Source organism: Mesorhizobium sp. M0019, from assembly GCF_040323975.1.
Lineage (GTDB): Bacteria > Pseudomonadota > Alphaproteobacteria > Rhizobiales > Rhizobiaceae > Mesorhizobium.
Genome location: NZ_JAMYVK010000058.1, coordinates 1 through 16,550 on the forward strand (window position 1 = coordinate 1; position 16,550 = coordinate 16,550).

At 57.8% G+C, this 16,550-nt stretch carries 16 protein-coding genes and 3 pseudogenes; 10 read left to right on the forward strand and 9 right to left on the reverse strand.

Features of this window, described 5'->3' with window-relative positions:
• Window positions 1-1,106 precede the first annotated feature (1,106 nt).
• Window positions 1,107-1,241: a hypothetical protein gene (locus NKK47_RS29570; protein WP_352458908.1), complete on the forward strand. Its 135-nt coding sequence runs from the start codon at window positions 1,107-1,109 to the stop codon at window positions 1,239-1,241.
• Window positions 1,242-1,436: 195 nt separating this feature from the next.
• Here NKK47_RS29570 and tnpB read toward each other — a convergent pair.
• From tnpB to NKK47_RS29600, 6 genes and pseudogenes are all read right to left on the reverse strand, one after another.
• Window positions 1,437-1,754 (reverse strand): annotated as a pseudogene (tnpB, locus tag NKK47_RS29575) (IS66 family insertion sequence element accessory protein TnpB); the annotation flags it as partial.
• Window positions 1,755-1,780: 26 nt separating this feature from the next.
• Window positions 1,781-2,215: an IS66-like element accessory protein TnpA gene (gene tnpA / locus NKK47_RS29580; protein ID WP_352458822.1), complete on the reverse strand. Its 435-nt coding sequence runs from the start codon at window positions 2,213-2,215 to the stop codon at window positions 1,781-1,783.
• A 161-nt stretch (window positions 2,216-2,376) separates the two neighbouring features.
• Window positions 2,377-2,616: a hypothetical protein gene (locus tag NKK47_RS29585; protein WP_352458821.1), complete on the reverse strand. Its 240-nt coding sequence runs from the start codon at window positions 2,614-2,616 to the stop codon at window positions 2,377-2,379.
• A 241-nt stretch (window positions 2,617-2,857) separates the two neighbouring features.
• Entirely contained in the window at window positions 2,858-3,580 is a 723-nt protein-coding gene (locus NKK47_RS29590; RefSeq protein WP_352579248.1) for a DUF4336 domain-containing protein, read from the reverse strand.
• A gap of 149 nt (window positions 3,581-3,729) precedes the next feature.
• Entirely contained in the window at window positions 3,730-3,993 is a 264-nt protein-coding gene (locus tag NKK47_RS29595; protein ID WP_352579249.1) for a hypothetical protein, read from the reverse strand.
• A gap of 853 nt (window positions 3,994-4,846) precedes the next feature.
• Window positions 4,847-5,146, reverse strand: a complete 300-nt coding sequence (locus NKK47_RS29600) for a hypothetical protein (RefSeq protein WP_352579250.1) — start codon at window positions 5,144-5,146, stop codon at window positions 4,847-4,849.
• A 231-nt stretch (window positions 5,147-5,377) separates the two neighbouring features.
• On the opposite strand from NKK47_RS29600, the gene NKK47_RS29605 reads away from it, so the two are divergent.
• The 7 genes from NKK47_RS29605 (at window position 5,378) to NKK47_RS29635 (ending at window position 13,717) form a co-directional block, all read left to right on the forward strand.
• On the forward strand, window positions 5,378-6,520 hold the full coding sequence (locus NKK47_RS29605; RefSeq protein ID WP_352579251.1) for a helix-turn-helix domain-containing protein: 1,143 nt from the start codon (window positions 5,378-5,380) through the stop codon (window positions 6,518-6,520).
• A 298-nt stretch (window positions 6,521-6,818) separates the two neighbouring features.
• A complete protein-coding gene (locus tag NKK47_RS29610; RefSeq protein WP_502905080.1) occupies window positions 6,819-8,561 on the forward strand; it encodes a putative bifunctional diguanylate cyclase/phosphodiesterase in 1,743 nt (580 codons plus the stop codon).
• A 155-nt stretch (window positions 8,562-8,716) separates the two neighbouring features.
• Window positions 8,717-9,259 carry a ubiquinone biosynthesis methyltransferase UbiE gene (locus NKK47_RS29615; protein ID WP_352579253.1) on the forward strand — a complete coding sequence of 181 codons (543 nt, stop codon included), beginning with the start codon at window positions 8,717-8,719 and terminating at the stop codon, window positions 9,257-9,259.
• Window positions 9,256-10,434, forward strand: coding sequence for a class I SAM-dependent methyltransferase (locus NKK47_RS29620; protein WP_352458001.1), 1,179 nt, complete (start codon window positions 9,256-9,258; stop codon window positions 10,432-10,434). Before NKK47_RS29615 ends, NKK47_RS29620 begins: the two co-directional genes overlap by 4 nt.
• The gene (locus NKK47_RS29625) at window positions 10,431-12,797 is read left to right on the forward strand and encodes a SpoIIE family protein phosphatase (RefSeq protein WP_352579254.1); all 2,367 of its coding nucleotides are present in this window, start codon (window positions 10,431-10,433) and stop codon (window positions 12,795-12,797) included. The genes NKK47_RS29620 and NKK47_RS29625 overlap by 4 nt, the downstream gene beginning before the upstream one ends.
• Before the next feature lie 2 nt (window positions 12,798-12,799).
• On the forward strand, window positions 12,800-13,360 hold the full coding sequence (locus NKK47_RS29630) for a slr1658 superfamily regulator (protein WP_352458003.1): 561 nt from the start codon (window positions 12,800-12,802) through the stop codon (window positions 13,358-13,360).
• Between the two features lie 18 nt (window positions 13,361-13,378).
• A complete protein-coding gene (locus NKK47_RS29635; RefSeq protein WP_352579255.1) occupies window positions 13,379-13,717 on the forward strand; it encodes a slr1659 superfamily regulator in 339 nt (112 codons plus the stop codon).
• 213 nt (window positions 13,718-13,930) lie between these two features.
• Here the strand turns inward: NKK47_RS29635 and NKK47_RS29640 are convergent, their stop codons facing one another.
• Together NKK47_RS29640 and NKK47_RS29645 are read right to left on the reverse strand one after the other, a co-directional pair.
• Complete coding sequence (locus NKK47_RS29640) at window positions 13,931-14,095, reverse strand: hypothetical protein (RefSeq protein WP_352579283.1); 165 nt, start codon at window positions 14,093-14,095, stop codon at window positions 13,931-13,933.
• A gap of 77 nt (window positions 14,096-14,172) precedes the next feature.
• Window positions 14,173-14,646, reverse strand: a pseudogene (locus tag NKK47_RS29645) (IS110 family transposase); the annotation flags it as partial.
• Here NKK47_RS29645 and NKK47_RS29650 point away from each other — a divergent pair.
• Both NKK47_RS29650 and NKK47_RS35270 read left to right on the forward strand, forming a co-directional pair.
• Window positions 14,645-14,785, forward strand: a complete 141-nt coding sequence (locus NKK47_RS29650; protein ID WP_352579256.1) for a hypothetical protein — start codon at window positions 14,645-14,647, stop codon at window positions 14,783-14,785. The pseudogene NKK47_RS29645 and the gene NKK47_RS29650 overlap by 2 nt on opposite strands.
• A pseudogene (locus tag NKK47_RS35270) lies at window positions 14,785-15,062 on the forward strand (SOS response-associated peptidase family protein). Before NKK47_RS29650 ends, NKK47_RS35270 begins: the two are co-directional and overlap by 1 nt.
• A 673-nt stretch (window positions 15,063-15,735) precedes the next feature.
• Here NKK47_RS35270 and NKK47_RS29665 read toward each other — a convergent pair.
• Entirely contained in the window at window positions 15,736-16,260 is a 525-nt protein-coding gene (locus NKK47_RS29665; RefSeq protein ID WP_352579258.1) for a helix-turn-helix transcriptional regulator, read from the reverse strand.
• Between the last annotated feature and the right edge of the window lie 290 nt (window positions 16,261-16,550).

Consider the following 16,550-nt stretch of genomic DNA (forward strand, 5'->3'; position numbering starts at 1 on the left):
CATTCATGATCCTCTGTCGAGAAAAATCAAGAAGAATGTTTGATAACTTCTGAGTGGGAATCAGGGGGACAAGCCACGAAGCGAGCCTCTATACTCTTTGACCTGACGCTCAGCCAGCCGGCTAGGGACCTTCTTCCGTCGGGCCCTGTTTGGCCCGATCAATAGCCGCAAGTAATGACTGTAGGGTTGGCGGCAGTTCTGGTTCGACCTCCAGATTTAAGAATGTTTGTACGTGATGACGATAGCCTTCGGAACGGATCAGTTTCCGAAACGCTTCGGAGACAGACTGATGGTCTGCTTTGTTGCTCGTTGTCATGTTCGGGAAGTCCGTCCCAATGAGCCGCAACTCGCCCGCAACGAATGGGTTCCATCAGGAGGTCGGAATATTTGGCTGAATTTTCTGAGCGGGAGATCGGATAACTGGCTCGCGCGAAGACCCCCCGTGCCCCCTTCGTTTGCCGCAGCATTAATCCTCGCTCTTTGAACTGAAGATTCATGTCGATCTAGCGTCGGTGTTGCACATCGTGAATCTTGGAATGCTTCTGTCCAATGTTTGCTCACAGCGGGTTGACACTACGGCGATACAACGGCCGCGCTTGTCCGCGTACGGAAGATGCAAGCGCAGTTTGAACCGCCCAAGGGCGCGGCGCTGTCCAGCCGGATAAAGGGCGGACGAACGGATAAGCGGGAGTCCGACGGCTAGGGCACGAGTCCAGCCTAGTGCGTCGCTCGCGTCTTCGGACTACTGGTGAAGCAAGTCCGATGTGGGCCTATCGCGACCCCGCTTCACCTGCCGTCCAGCCGTTCGCGCATTCGCGATCGTCGCTCTCGGCAACAGGCGGCGCGCCCGGCCAGGACGTGTCGCATGTGCGCGCTGTCGAAGGAGGCGCGCAGCAACATTTCGCGTGAAGCCAACGCGGGCATCCGATCGATCGTAACCTTTCTCTGCAATGAGCGCCTTATTGCCGGCGATGGGCCTTCGGCTCTTACGCATTATGGAAATCACATGGTGGTCCCGGCACCCGATGCCGGCAACAGGTCTGCTTCGGAGCGTCGTGACAGAACTGGGCGACATGGTTGCGGTGGAGTAGGCGCCGTCGCCCTGGATGAACAACAACCTGTCGCATGCGGTGCATGCGTTGTCGAAGCTTTCGGTCGGTCACGGCCGCGGCCGCATCGACAACAACCGCAACGGCATCAAGTCGTTGCTGAAAGCGCGCAAGGTATCTGTCACGACATAGCGTGCCGGCGAAGGTCCGCCCTCGCGACAGGGATTCGTTCTAGGCCGATCAGTCGGCAACGCGTCCGGCCAGATGAGCGAGAGCTTACCCTCGGTGTTGGTCTCGACCCGGCTCGCATAGAGGTGCCGTGAAGGGACATCTCCAAACGCTCATCGACGGTCGTCGATCACTGCCGACTACGAATCGAGATCGTATGGCTCGTGGCCTAGCTCGTTGTGATGAAGCGCGGACGCGCCGCCAGTCGAGATCTTCGAGTAGCGCCGAGAGCTACGCGGCCGTCAGCCGCATCATGCCGTCATGCACTTTCGGCCAGCGGAACTCCCCATCCTCCAAACGCTTGGCATAGAGGCAGACGCCGGTGCCATCCCAGAAGATCAGCTTGATCCGGTCGGTGCGCTTGGCCCGGAAGACGTAGACCGCGCCGCTGAACGGATCGGCGCCCAACGTCTCGCGCACCAGCGCCGCCAATCCCTCCGCGCCCTTGCGGAAGTCGACCGGCTTCGTCGCCACCATGACCTTGACCGCACCCGTCGGCCCGATCACGACGTCGCCTTCAGCGCGCGGATCACCGCCGCCACCGTCCTGGTATCGGCGCCACGGCCGACCCGCATGGCGATGCCGTCGATCTCAAGCTCGATCACTCCGGCGTCTCGAGTGGCTTGCCGTTTCCGCTGCTTCGGTGGATGCCTGGCTACAGGCTCCGCCGCCGTCACAACCGCCGGCACGAAGGCAGGAGAATCTTGCTGCACCGAAGCGGCCTGTTTGCGCGCTTCGCGGCGCCAGGCGAAGACCTGCTGCGGCCTGAGGCCATACCGGCGGGCGACCTCGGAAACGACTGCGTTCGGCTCCAGCGTCTCCGCGATGATCCGCGCCTTGTCATCCACCGACCAATGACGCCGACCGCCAGCGCCGTTGATCACCTCGAAACGTCGAGGCTGCCGCCCCGGGTCAAGCGTAAGGTCAAGTCCAGACACAAGCCGATCTCCGATCCCATTACTGAACCGGCAACCTCACAGATCGCGACCACTCCCGAAAGGTGGTCCCAAAACAGCGCTTACGAAAAGACCGCCTTAGCCAATCCTCAACATGCCAGCGACCGACGCGGTCGCGCCATTTCCGGGCGAAGGCTTATCCCCTATGTTCCAACACAGGCGAAGGTCAAATGATCGGTTTGAACGAAAGTTGCCGTCGTCTGCGCGATGACAGAAATTAAAGCACGGTATTGTGCTGGAGAACCGAAAGCACTCCCACTACCGCCTGCAGCAGTGCGATCACCACCGAGAAGGTTATTCAGCTTCGAAGAGGCATGGCGGCTCGTCCCATAAGCGGCACGCGGCAACACTACTTCGAGCGTGTAGGCTTCGCCAGTGGCCATCCGATTATCGACGTAGATTGCAGGATGAGGGCCGAGGAGGTGCTGCAAGGTCACTACTGCCCAGATGCGGCAGAGACCACGTGCTACACTGACAGCCAACGTCGGCTGGGAGTGTGAACTTTGCCGTTCGTCTCGTCCATCGAAACGAGCAAGGAGCGCCAGGAGCGCTCATAAAGCGATCGGGGCGAGCGGCGGAGCCGACCCGAAATGGACATTTGGCTTCCCCCAAACCACTGCGTTACTAAGCCGACTTTCCGAATATTCTACGGACAATCTCGTCTTCATTCGCATCGAAGCAGCGGCCGTGACTGAGAATCACCCGCCGCGGTTGCCACGACCGGAGTTTGCTTATTACTGCCTGTGTCTTCCGTCGATGCAGGAGAATTGGCAGCCGCATGCCAAAGAAAGTCCGCCCGTGCGGGTAAGCCATCCGAGTCAGGTTGGTCACCGTGCGCCAAGGCTCATCGATCATGTCCAATTCGAGATTGATGATCGTGTCTGTAAGGATCAGCGTCTTTGAAGCGTGGTGGAAGAATATGAACTCTTTGAAGTAGCCACCGGGAAACAGCATCTGGTCCATGTCCCGCCGCCACTCCTCCGGCGGATCGGCTTTCAACTCTCGTGCAAACGTCACATCCGCGTGCCGTGCGCGTGCTCTTTGGCGGACTCCGGGCGATGCCCATGTTGTTGCCTCAGGGAAAGCCTTCCACCACTCACCGATATGAGCGTAGTGAAACTGGTTGGGTGACACGAGGTGGCGAATTCTGCCCAAGTTCCGTAACTCTTCGGCCAACCTCGAAGCAAACTTGATGGGCGAATGAAGGAACAGATCGCCGTTCGATAGGCGCACCACCGTCATCCGAGTGGTGAATGGCAGCGGAAGTTTTATTCCTGCTACCGTCAGATACTCAAACGGACCGTCAACGACGCCGATATCGGGTCCCTGAGGTTTGTAGACGTTCACCGGCTCGTAAAGGGACGCACTCACAGCCCATTCCACTTCACCAGCTCGGCGCAAGGCGATGCACGCTATCTGGGCCAAGTTTCGTCATGCCGAACCGCAGCACCTGCTGCTTCTGGTGGAGCAACAAAACTTGCGCTCGAGGGCAAGTCTCAAGACGTGCGTGCCAAGGCAATCGAGATCACATCGTCCGTGTCAATATCAGGCAAATCGAAGATCATTGGCAATTGCCGCGTCATGGCCATCTTCACGATCAACTCTTCCATCGATTCAACCGGAAGGCTGGCGTTTGAACGCTGCCGCATTAACAATGCAAGCTTGTGGACCGGCACGGGCGTCGACTTCGCGCGGTCATCTAAAAGCCTGCCGATTTCGATCAGAACGTCTGCGTCGATGGTGTTGGGCAATTCGCGCATGGTCTATTCCTCCCTGCCCCTGACCATGCGCGTCGCGGGCAGCCGAGTCTCGGGAAACCTCCGTACGTTTTTAACGATGTTGAAGAGCGTAAATGCAACTCTCTGGCTGCAGAGTGGCGTGAGCCGGTAGGCTCGGCTGATGTTCACCACCGGTCGGCCCGCCTTGCCGTGTGAATTTGTACCCCCTTTAGACTCGTGAGACCATTCTGCGAGAATGTCTGGAAACGAGCTTATATTTGCCGGTGCTCGATCGGTGACGAAAGCGAGACGGACGCGACCGAATAGGGATTTAGGTGATAGCCGCGAAACCATCGGCGCACTCCCTTGCGCCAAGATGGCAGCAATCGAGACTTCCGCGACAGCAAGGTCCGCTTGCACCAAAAACGATCTTCCGAAGCAAATATCAACCGCTGGAGGGAGTAGTATTGAAACCACTGTGAACCCGTGCCCGCGGCGGTTTTCAAGTCCGGTGTCTTGGCAACAGCGCGTCGCGACTGAACGGATTCATGCGACGCGCCTTCCCGCAGCCTTTTGCCGATGAGACTTGACAGCCACAAGTAGTTCGCGCTCGCTGGTGTGAGCATTTCGAAAAATGGCCACGACCATTACTGTCAAGATTTCGGCCGCCGGGTCCAAAGGGTCGAGATGCTCATCCGCGCAGACCTGATCGAACACGCGTTCGCAAATAGCCAGATCATGAGGGCTGAGGCAGGTGCGATTGAAATGCCGAGGCAGCATCTGTGCGAACCTTTCAGGGCCCGCTACCGTGCTTGCGGCGGGCTTTTTGCTGATGAACCGCTGAAGCGATGGCGTGTCAAAATGACGTTGTCATCTGCAGTGACTAGGAATCAATTTACTTGGTTCCTGATTGCTCCTTTATCAATCCTAGCATAAGCGCACACTCACGGGCTTTATATTGTCCGGTAATCATAAGTCTATAGTAATCCTGCCGCTTGTTTTCCGGGACGTGAAATCCGCGCCGAAATTCGGCCGCCTCTTTTGGAGTTCGAGTGCAACCGAGTTTACTGGCCGCGACCTTCAAACTCCCGAGTGAGCATCCGATTTTTGCCGAAATGTCTTTCAACGGTTCGTTGTTACCGTACCCATCAAGAATTATCTTGCGACGATCTTCGCTGTTGAGCTTTGTGTTCATTTCAGCGGTCCCCTCAACTACGCTTTCACGATGCCCGATTTTATACGCACCAGGTTGAAGAGTGTCGTTAGCTTCGCATCCAGAAACTTATCTCGGCATGCATTTCTGACTGTAATCCAGCGTGATCGCCGTTTCAGTCGCCTCGAGTCGGCCAGTCTTGCCAGATGCCTGAGGTACACCACATGATTGAGAGGGGCATGGGCATACCCGAATCGGATATGACACCACGCGATGGATGCTAAAAGGCAAGAGGAGGCGCTTGCGAGGCAGGCGCTGGAGCGTGATCGACGTCGTTGGCCGCGCGAAGCTCAACCTTACAATGAGGGTGCCCCGTCACTCGCGCCGGCGCTCGAACCTTTGCCCTTTTCAACGCTCGAACTGGCGCCAGAGGATCAATTCGCCGCTTGGCAGGCGCATATGGCACCGCTCGTCGAGGTCAGGTTGCCGGATGACAAATCGCTCGACGATGGCTTTCCCGCCGACCACACGGCTTGGAACCTCGACGGCATGCTGATCGTTCAACAGTGCGCACCGGCACATAGTTATATGCGTTCTGCCGCGAAGCTTCGGTCCAGCTCGATCGATCACTGGTATATCGCCTTGCCACGTACTGGCCGGTCGTGGACGGAGGTCGATCGCCGTGTAGCGGAGAACCAGCCGGGTAAATTGGAGATCAGATCGCTTGGCTACCCGTTTCGCGGGAGGACAACGGACTCCGAAAGTCTCTTTGTCTATTTGCCGCGCGATTTGTTCGCCGATGCGGCGGCAACCCTGGACGCCAAGAACAATTCAATTCTGTCGGGCAACTTTGCCAACCTCTTGCTCGATTACGTCAACAGCATCGAAGCAAGACTGCGCAGCCTCACGGCTGACGATCTGCCCCGCATCGTGCACGCAACACGCAGCATGATCATTGCCTGCCTCGGGCCTCCGGCGGAACAGGTTGCGGCCGCCGAACTATTGACGAGTGTCGCGCTAATGGAGCGAGCGCGTCGATACGTCCACCACAATCTGGATGCGGCTCATTTGACACCGGATTCAATGTGCCGGGCGCTCGGCGTCTCGCGCTCTCGTCTCTATCAGTTGTTCGAACCAAGCGGCGGTGTTCTCCATTACATACAAAGTCGCCGCCTTCTAGCAGCCCATATTGCGCTAAGCGATCCGGCGGACAGCCGGCGCATTGTTGAAATTGCTGAAGCCTTCGGGTTTAGTTCAGCGGCTAATTTCAGCCGGGCATTCAGCAAGGAATTCGGTTACAGCCCCCGCGAAGGCCGCAGCACTGTGGTGTTGCCGCGCCCCGCCAACTCTGTTTCGCTTGCCGGACAGGAGAAGGCCTCTTCCTTTGAAGATTGGCTCAAAGCGCTCGGAAGCTGAGTACAGGATCGGCCGAGCGGGCTCAAAACAGCGGGGAAGGCCACGCCGCACAATATCTTCGTGTCGCGACCACCGCGCCATCAATCACATAGCTGATTCCCGCCAATTCACGATTTATTAACGAACTGTGACTGTTCGTCGTTACCGATAATTTGCCGCCAATCACGGCGGAGCGTACATTGCAATTACGCTGCATGCCGCGCTTGTTAAGACTTCGAGTTGAAAGTTTGCTAAGGTTGACAGTTATGCTATTTCTAGACTGGGGGGCGCGAATTTGCACCGCCTATGGAGGTGGCTCTTGCGCCCAAAGGCATCAGGCGTCGGCACGGAGAGTGAGGGGCCCTCCTCGAGCGATGCTCTACGTGGCGGCGATGGGGTTCTCGCTGACCTTTTGGCGAACACGACCGAACTTTTGTCGATCTATGACCGCGACTTCCGCCTGACGCACTATGCAACCAGGCTCAAGGGCGTGTACGGAGGCGCGGTGGCGCTGGGCGCCGCCATCTGGGAGATCTACCCGAGCTTTCTCAATGCGAGGTATCGCGACGATTTCCTTCATGTGTTCCAGGGCGGCTCTCCGGCGCGGATCGACTTGCCGCCATCATCAGGCGAAGCGCCCCGGTCCGTTTTCGTCTTCGCCACTGCAAATGGTGTGGGAATCATCGAATCAAGGGCGCACGGCGGGCGGAGCGCTGCGGAGGAGCAAGAGCATGTAATTCTGCTCCATCAGGCGACGCACGACGTGCTGACCGGACTGCAGAATCGGCGGCAATTCGGCGAGCGGCTCCAGCAAGCACTGGCGGCCCTCGGCGGACCAAAGCCTAAAGCCGCCCTGTTGCAAATCGACCTTGACGATTTCAAAGCGGTCAACGACACGCTCGGCCATGGAGCAGGCGACACTCTTCTTCAACTCGCGGCGGGTCGTATCCGCGACGCGCTGCAGGACGGCGAATCCGCATACCGGTATGCGGGCGATGAGTTCGCTGTCATCCAATTGGGAAAGGAGCAGCCAGCAGAGGCTGAACGCCTCGCCGGATCTCTAGTCGACGCGTTCAAGGACCCATTCGTCATCAACGGCATTCCCGTGTTCGTCGGCTCGAGTATCGGAATTGCTTTCGGGCCGGAGCACGGGACCGATGGCGAACAGTTGATGAAAGCCGCTGACATTGCTCTTTACGCGGCCAAGACAGATGGACGCGGCTGCGCTCGAACATTCAACTGTTCGATGCTGCTCTTGCTCGAGCAACGCGAGAATCTCAGGCGCAGCCTTCGAACCGCGCTGGAGCGCGGCGAGCTTTATTTGGAGTATCAGCCGCTCATTCGGCCTCCCTCGTCAGTGACCGGTTTCGAAGCGCTGCTGCGGTGGCGGCACCCTGAGGTCGGAATCATTCCACCCAACGTGTTCATACCGATCGCCGAAGCCGACGGTCTGATGGACGAGATTGGACGATGGGTGCTCGAGGAAGCCTGTCGCCAGGCGTTGACGTGGCCTTCCTCGCTGACAGTCGCAGTGAACCTGTCGCCGGCTCAGTTCCTTAGCGGTTCGCTGACGGACACCGTCGCTCAGGTCATCGACGCAGTTGGGATTGAAGCCGACAGACTTGAACTTGAGATAACCGAGAGGGTTCTACTTGAGAAGACGATCGACAATATAGACACATTGAATACGTTGAACGTCTTGGGAATACGAATATCGCTAGACGATTTTGGGACATACTATTCATCGTTGAGCTACCTTAAAAATTTTCCCTTCGATACGTTGAAGATAGATCAGTACTTTATTGCGGACTTGGAGACCGATCTCAAAAGCCAAACGATCGTGCGATCGATCATGAATCTGGCGCACGGCCTCGGGATAAATGTCACTGCCGAGGGGGTCGAGACCCCGGCACAGGCACGGTGGCTGATCAAGGAGAATTGCGATTGCCTGCAAGGCAACTTCCTGGGTAAGCCGCTTGGAGCCGAGGCGATCAGCGGTTTCATCAGGCGGTCCCCGCTGAGGGTGGTACGCGCGATGGAGGAATCAAAACAAGCGCTCTAGCGCCTTGCGCCCTTCGTTAACGGTGAGGCGGAGATTTCTAGAACGATCGAGGCAGATATCGCGCAATTCTTCGAGTCGGTTCGAGACTGACTCATTACGGGGCGCGGAGAAATTTTTCATGGCGGAGGCCATCACCCCGCGAGAGCTCAATACTGATGGAACAAGTGAGGATGCCGATGGGACCTGTTCATCATGACCTGGCTGGCGAGCCGACTTTTGAGCCGATGATCCAGATCGACATGGAAATCAAAGCTTTTGTCTCCGCTTGGAAGCATTGCGATTATGTCTCGACATACGTGGCCCGGATGATCAGTCAAAACAGGTCAGACTCGGTCCACCATTCAAATCTCTTTTCCTCTGCCTTCAACGAATTGCTGGAAGTCGCCTTTCGTACTCGCCATGCCGACGGCGAACTGGCATGCAGGGTGTCTCGCCATGGCGCGACGGATAGGATCGAGTTAACATTTCCTTGCGTGCCAGAGGAGCGCCAATTCTACGAAGAAGCCGTGTCGCAGTTCGTAGGAATGGAGGCCAGAGAGCGGTATCTCAATTCGGTGTCGGGGGATCTCGCGCCCAGCCGCGAGGTCGTACTCCTGGAACTGGCTGTTGACTACAACGCGACACTCTGGATCGAGGACGCCGACGGCGATGCAATCAAGCTTGTAGTGGACCTTCCGCTTGAGGGCTTGCAACATTGAGCCCTTACGACCTTCTCCCGCGCTTCAAGGCGCAATACGACGCCAACAACCAGGAGTTCTCCATTTCGGGAGTGGTCCGGCCTCAGGCGATCGATGAGCTTGGGCCGAGCATAGCATTGCTCCGCGATGCGATCGGCCATGTGCGCGGCGTTCTCTACGTCAATGTCAGGCGCCTGACGCAGATGAACAACGCTGCGTTTCACAGCTTTTCGAGGATCATCATCGACGCTTGTCGCGCTCGACCCGATCTCAAATTCGTGGTCATCACGTCAAGCGTCGTCGGATGGACCTCGCGAAAATTCGGTCGCCTGAGCGGAATCGAACCGAACATCACGGTCGAGGAGTATGACACTGAATTCTATCCGGGGCAGGGTTTTCTTGAGGAAGGCGGGTTCGTACCAATCCTGCGCACTCAGACAAAGATGACTTGGCGCCACGAGCGCACAATCTTGCCGCGACACGGCATGAGGCCCGGGATCGTCATGGCCGACATCTGTTGCGGGATCGGTGATTTTGCCGTGCTCGCGCAGAAGGAGTTCCAGCCATCGCGGATCGTCGCCCTCGACCACTCCATATCAAGCCTGAACTATGCTCGACAAGTGATGCGGGAATTCGACATCCGGGGCATCGAATATACCTATGGCGATGCCTCGGAGATGCTGCTCGACGAAGCGCAGTTCGACTTGGTCACCTGCCGACATTCCCTTCAAATCTTCAATCGACCTGAACTCATTCTCAAGGAGCTCTACCGCATCTGCAAGCCAGGCGGGCGGGTCTATATCACCAACGAGAAGAATTCGCATTGCCTCGGCGAGCCGCGCGCCGAAAGCATTCGTTGGACCTACAACGAGGTGGCGAAGCTGTTCGGGCATTTCGAGATGGATGTCGAGCTTGGGCCCAAGAGCCGGCGATACCTGATCGAAGCCGGATTCGAAGACATCCGTGTGGAGACCTTCATGGTCACTAACCTGGACGGGGATCCGCAGGACTTCGCCGATGTCATTGCGGCCTGGGCGGACGTCTATGCGGGCGAGATGGCGACCAGACGCGGCGATGGACCGGAGTTCGTCGCACGCTTCCGGCAGGGCTTCGAGGATCATGTTTTCGCTGCGCTCCACCCCAAGGGTTATGCGGGTTGGCCGATCTGGGTCGCATCGGGGCGACGGCCGCAATGAAAGCCGACGATGAGCCTACACCGCGATTCGGCCTGCGCTCCTTTCGAGCGAAATTCGTGTTGGTCGTTGGCGGCGCGGTATTGTTCGACCTCCTTTTGAGCGGTGGCCTGGCGCTTTGGAATGTTCAAAAGCTGTCGCGCGACGCAACCTCCGAAGTCGGTGAGGGCCTGACGATCGCAAACCAGGAATACATTCGTTCCTATGCCGAATCGACAGCGTTAAGCGTCGACCTGCTGCTCGATCGAGTCCATGGGGACGTCAAGGCGTTGGCCGGCGTGCTGCAGGCCCAGATCGACGATCCAAGCAGGCAACAACAGGTCGGAGCCACGCTTTCGCAGGAGGCGCCGGGCTCCGTTAAGGTCGTCTACGACTCGCGGGGCGATTGGGCGCAGAACCTGCCGGGAGCGCCTTCCGTGGTCAGCGTCTGGGGCTACCTGCTGGGCGCCGACCACAGTCCGCTGCCAAGCGTTCAGCAGGAAATAGAAGACAGCACCGTGCTGGACCTCGTTGCGCCGACGCTCATGGCCAGCGGGTCGTCCAAGCTGCAAATGTATTATATTGGTCCAAAGGAACGGCCGATTTTCAGGACGGTACCGTATACGGACCAGGCACAGACCTTCGACCGGCTCTACCCAGGCCACAACAAGGCAGAGTTCTGGGAGTTTTTCTTTCCGGGAATCTATGGGTCATGGCAGCAATGGGCCAGGGATCCAGCCTCACGTCCGGTCTCTGACGATATCACCCAGACAGCGCCTTACACCGATGCGATCACGGGAAAGCTAATCGTCAGCTTTTTCCACCCGCTGTGGACGCGCGATCGCACCGGTATCGCTGGTACGGCGGGAGCAGATATCACTCTCGATCAACTCGCGGAAGTCGTCGAACGTGTGAAGATCGCTGAGACCGGGTTCGGCTTTCTCACAATGTCGACTGGCAACGTCGTGGCGATCAATCCGTCAGGCCAGGCAATCATCGGCGTGACTTCATCGAGCGATGCGGGCACCCAGGGCGTCACCGGCCTGGAGAGGTCCCTGCGGGGAAGTACGCAGCCGGCTATCGCGTCGCTGCCTCTCGACCAGAACAATGACGGCGTCATTCAGCATGTCATGCTCGCCGACAAGGGCGAACGCGTACCCTACATTGTTGTCCTCAAAAGATTAAAGCCGACCAATCTGTGGAGTTCGGGACCGATCAAGTCCGAAATGATGTCGGTCGGGATCGTCGTTCCCGAACGAGAGATCTATGCATCCCTGTTCGCCGCGCAGAAGAGTATTTCCCGTGCAACCAACCGTATCCTGCTCTTTCAGATCGCCGCGATCGTCGTTTCGCTTCTGATTGTTTTTGCCGCCGTGCTCGGAATTTCGAAGCGGATCACCGCGGGCCTCAGGGCGCTTGCCAGCGCCGCCCAGCGGCTCCAGTCCAAAGACTATTCAGTCCGAGTGAGCATCCCAACGCGCGACGAAGTTGGAGCGGCAGGGGTCGCTTTCAACCGCATGGCTGAGCAGATCAGCTTTCACACGGAAAACCTCGAGCAACTCGTCGACGAACGAACCAGGGAACTTGGGGACGCAAATCAGGAGATTTCAGCACTCAACGAAAAGCTGCAGGACGAGAACGTCCGCCTTGGCGCCGAACTCGCGGTCGCCAGGCAGATCCAGATGATGGTCCTGCCGAAACAATTCGAACTCGAAGCGATTCCGGGGCTGGAGATCGCGGCCTACATGCGGCCGGCCGACGAGGTCGGCGGCGACTATTACGACGTCCTGCAGAACGGGTCCCGGGTCAAGATCGGCATCGGCGACGTCACCGGTCATGGTCTCGAGAGCGGCGTGCTGATGCTGATGGTCCAATCTGTTGCACGTGCGCTGCAGGAGACCAACGATGGGGACCCGCACCAGTTTCTGGATCGATTGAACAGGGCAATCTACAAGAACATCGAGCGGACGAACACCGGCAAGCATCTCTCGTTGGCCTTTCTTGACTTCGAGGATGAGCGGGTAACGCTATCCGGCCAGCATGAGGACGTTCTCGTCGTGCGTGCGGATGGGGAAGTTGAACGTATCGATACAATTGATCTGGGTCTGCCGGTTGGCTTGGAGAATGACATCTCGAAGTTCATTGCTACGCGCGACATCCTGTTCGGGAGTGGCGACGTGATCGTGCTGCACACAGACGGTGTGACCGAGGCCGAAGACCAAGACAGAGAATTGTTCGGGTTCGAGCGCCTCTGCCAGAGCGCACAAAAACGTCACGGCAGCAGCGCCGAGGATATCAAAACCGGGATCATCGAGGATCTCATGGCCCATATCGGGATCCAGAAGATCCACGACGACATCACCCTCGTGATCATAAGGCACACATAGCCATGACAACGCTGTTCGGGACCCCTGACGTTGCAATCGGGATGAAGGAGAGCGTCAGTCGCGTGCGGCTGTTCGACGGACCTCTCGACTTGAGTTGGCGTCATTGTGCCACGACCTCGGACTTCATCGCCGATCTTTTCGCGTTGCGCTTCCGGTCGTCCCGCAATGACTACATAGAAGTGCGGCACAGTATCGGATATCTGGTCAACGAACTCATCGAAAATGCGGTCAAGTTTCGCGCACCAGGTGAGATCTTGATCGAGGCGTCGATGGATTCGGAGTGCTTCAAGCTCAAAGTGTCGAACGACGTCGATGGTGAAGATGCCTCTAAGTTCCAAAGTCTCCTGGCAGATCTCACGGTTGGCGACCCCATGGATCTGCTGATACAGCGAATTGAAGAGAATGCCGCGAACCCCGACCTGGCAGGCTCCGGACTTGGATTGCTGACGTTGATGAGCGACTACGGCGCACGCCTGGCTTGGATATTCAGCGCCGCCGACGAAAGCGATCGGCTTTGCGTGGAGACATATGCCTCTATTCCGATCTCGCAAATTCACAACTAGAAGAAACGAAGCCCGGCTATGGAAATCAAGACAGACGACTACCGTGTGTGGACTGAAGGAAGCGAAATTTTCTTCGACGGTGCAATGCGGCTTGCCAGTTCCGAGGCCGGTGCGCCTATCTCGGCGTTGGCGACCAGTGTTCTTGCCTGTAATCCCGCTTCCATTACGCTCAATCTTAAGGATCTTCACTTTCTAAACTCTTCCGGCATCAACCTGCTCGCGAAATTTGCCATCGAGGTGCGCAAGCATCCCGATGTTCGACTCGTCGTGCGTGGAACGCCAGACATACCCTGGCAATCGAAATCATTGCCGAATCTGAAGAAGCTGCATCCCGCTGTGGTGCTTTTGATGGACTGACGAAGGTCGTCCGAAATTAGCCAAAGGAGGGCGTGCAAGAGCGCTGCAAGAGCGAGATATGTACGCCCGGATAAGTATTCGGATGCGAAGCTAACGACAATTTGGCCACGTGCGCAGATGCTCGCAATGGCTTGGCGGGGGCTGGCACAGGCGGCAGGCGTCCGGGTTGGGGGGATGTCGGGCCGCCTGTGCCGATCAGCCGTCGCTGCGCAGTCAGAAGCGTGGCGTCGTGCAGTCGCGGTCCACGACCGTGAGATAGATCGTGTCGCTCGACGGCGCGGGCGACTTCGGCAGTGGCACGCGCTTGCCGGGATCAAGCAACTTCGCGAGCTTCCTCGCAAAGCCCTTGTCGAGCAGCCCCGCGACCGGCTCACGCATGTAGGCAGGAATCCGCGATGTGCGTGTCCCGTACGCCGAATGCAAGCCGCGCGGCTTCGAACGCGCGATGCAGCCGCTCCGAAGTTCGGTAGCAAGCCGCGGGGATCGTTCTCAACGGCAATGGCCTTTTCCTGCAAGAGCTTGCGGGCGGTCAGCAGCGCCCGGCGCTTCTGGTTCGTCAGGGTCTTCACATGCACCGGGCGAAACAGGTTGACCCGCATCATCTGCGCATCTGCGCAATGCCGCGGGCATCATTGCGGTCGGTTTGTTCACCTGCGCCTTAAGGAATGCCTTGGTGTGGCGGGTCTCGTTGCAGATCACCGGCAGGCCGGCCCTGGCCGGCCTTCGAATAACCACTGCGACAAGGGCCCGGCTTCAAGCCCAACCCGCTCAACCCACCAGCTGGGCTCCTTGAGCACCCGTGCCAGATCCTCCGGATGGCTCGCCACCTTTATCTCGCGGCAAATCTGGCGGCAAATCTGGCCTGTTTCGTCGATAATGCAAATGGCGGTCTCTTTCACTGACACATCCAATCCCGCGTAATGATTCATGCTGCGCTTCTCCCTTCTGATGCTTGTGGCTGCCCATGCAGACCGCGTTTATCATCAGCTCGAAGCGCAGCGCGCCAAGAGCGAGACCGTAAAGACCAACGGCATGTTCAAAGCCGCCTATCAGTCACGCCGCGGCTGATGCCGATCGACGGCTTCTTTGAATGGAAGGACATCTCCGGCACGGGCAAGAACAAACAGCCCTATGCCATCGCGATGAAGTCGGGCGAGCCGTTCGCCTTGGCGGCGCTCTGGGAGATTGGCGCGACCCCGCTACCGGCGACAACATCCGCACCTTCACGCTGCTGACCTGTGAGCCGAATCCGCTCATGGCGACGATCCACAACCCTATGCCGGTGATTCTGACGCCCGAAGACTACATGACCTGGCTGACGACCCCGACCCGGAACATCTCATGAAGCCGTTTCCAGAAGAGCTGATGACCATGTGGAAGATATGTTTTCTCTCGTTGTTACGTTGTGAGCATGCTTCTGAATCCGGTTCTTTGGCCATTATGAGGGGCACAGACAGGCAGGCAAAAGCATAATCACAACGTGACAACCGGCGGTTCAATCTGCGGAGAGAAAATAGAAAACGACATGATCGCCCTAACCACCAATTCGATGCCATCCACCCGGAAAGTGGACGGATAGTCAAGGTCGTCGGCACCGACGGCACCAGCGCATTCTCGCCGAAACTTGTGCTCGTCACAGATGTCGACGGGACGCACGTCGAGGCTTTGGACTACGTCAAGAACAGGCGGCCGGGGGCATAATAGGGCAACCACAAGGCCGGTGATATCTAAGGATTCTGCGTGCGGTAGAAGGCGCAAATTACAAACGCGATGCCGATGAGGCGCATCAAACCAGGGGAATATGAATAGGCTACGAAGTAGGCGATCCCCAAGCACAGCAGTAGCTATCAACCACCTGCCTGTGTGCTTGTCCGTAGACGCCATTGCGGCTTTGGTGCCTGCGAGTGACTCTCTTTTTCGAGATTCATACTCCTCTGCCCGCCCCGCGCCATCGCTCAGCGGAAAATCAAAGCGTTTCGGGATTGGCTGTCTGCTGAGATGGATCCAAACGACGGCCCTTATGGCAAGACTGAAATGCGCCCAAGAAGAGCCACCAGTTCCGCCTGACGTTTCGTTTCGGTCTTGGCGAACAGCGAGGCAAGCTGGGAGCGGATCGTGGTGCGGCTGAGGCGCCAACTGCGGGCGATCTCCAGCGGCGCATCGCCCTGAGCCAAGCGCAACGCCAAGTGCGTTTCCGCGCTCGTCAAGCCAAACATCTTTTGCAGTGTCTGAGGATTTGGCCCCGACCTGTTCTCGCGGTCCAGTAACGCCACAATGCTCGTTCCGTCAGGAGCGATAAACCCGTTCTCGTTCAATATCACCGGCCTGTCGCCGTTGCTGCGGATCACCACCCACGATAGTGAGCCCGGCAGGAAATGGGCCGGAACATTCGCGATCAGCCGCCTCAAGGCCGCCGAAAGACCGCTGGCCGTATCGGCCACCTCTCCCTGGCGCTCCAGCGTGGTTTGAGCGGCTGCGTTCCATTCGACCACTTTCCTCTCGCGGTTCAGCACGAGATAGCCGCAGCCGATGCGATCAAGCATGCCGGTTATGGATTCCAGGCTGCGTGCTCCTGGCTCCCCGACCCCTGCGCCCGATGCACGATCTGGAGGAAAAACATAAGAGGGCCGCGTCGTATGCGCCTCATGGTTATACTTGGTCGTTATCGCAATGTATCGGCTACCCGAAACAGAATCACTGTGTCTATCCATCAGAGTCATTTTCTATCCCCACCCAAAGTTTCACCAACCAGAATAAAGTTATTCGTGATCTACAGAAAGTCTTCAAGTTATAATATCCGTCCGTAATAATCTTACTGGAAATCTGATGATTA

Coding starts and splice junctions, on each gene's coding strand:
- NKK47_RS29570 (WP_352458908.1), top strand. CDS start 1,107: ATGAACAACAACCTGTCGCATGCGGTGCATGCGTTGTCGAAGCTTTCG.
- NKK47_RS29630 (WP_352458003.1), top strand. CDS start 12,800: ATGACAACGCTGTTCGGGACCCCTGACGTTGCAATCGGGATGAAGGAG.
- NKK47_RS29625 (WP_352579254.1), top strand. CDS start 10,431: ATGAAAGCCGACGATGAGCCTACACCGCGATTCGGCCTGCGCTCCTTT.
- NKK47_RS29585 (WP_352458821.1), bottom strand. CDS start 2,616: ATGGCCACTGGCGAAGCCTACACGCTCGAAGTAGTGTTGCCGCGTGCC.
- NKK47_RS29640 (WP_352579283.1), bottom strand. CDS start 14,095: ATGCGTGAGCCGGTCGCGGGGCTGCTCGACAAGGGCTTTGCGAGGAAG.
- NKK47_RS29665 (WP_352579258.1), bottom strand. CDS start 16,260: ATGCTTGATCGCATCGGCTGCGGCTATCTCGTGCTGAACCGCGAGAGG.
- NKK47_RS29595 (WP_352579249.1), bottom strand. CDS start 3,993: ATGCGCGAATTGCCCAACACCATCGACGCAGACGTTCTGATCGAAATC.
- NKK47_RS29650 (WP_352579256.1), top strand. CDS start 14,645: ATGCTGCGCTTCTCCCTTCTGATGCTTGTGGCTGCCCATGCAGACCGC.
- NKK47_RS29605 (WP_352579251.1), top strand. CDS start 5,378: ATGGATGCTAAAAGGCAAGAGGAGGCGCTTGCGAGGCAGGCGCTGGAG.
- NKK47_RS29635 (WP_352579255.1), top strand. CDS start 13,379: ATGGAAATCAAGACAGACGACTACCGTGTGTGGACTGAAGGAAGCGAA.
- NKK47_RS29615 (WP_352579253.1), top strand. CDS start 8,717: ATGGAACAAGTGAGGATGCCGATGGGACCTGTTCATCATGACCTGGCT.
- NKK47_RS29600 (WP_352579250.1), bottom strand. CDS start 5,146: ATGAACACAAAGCTCAACAGCGAAGATCGTCGCAAGATAATTCTTGAT.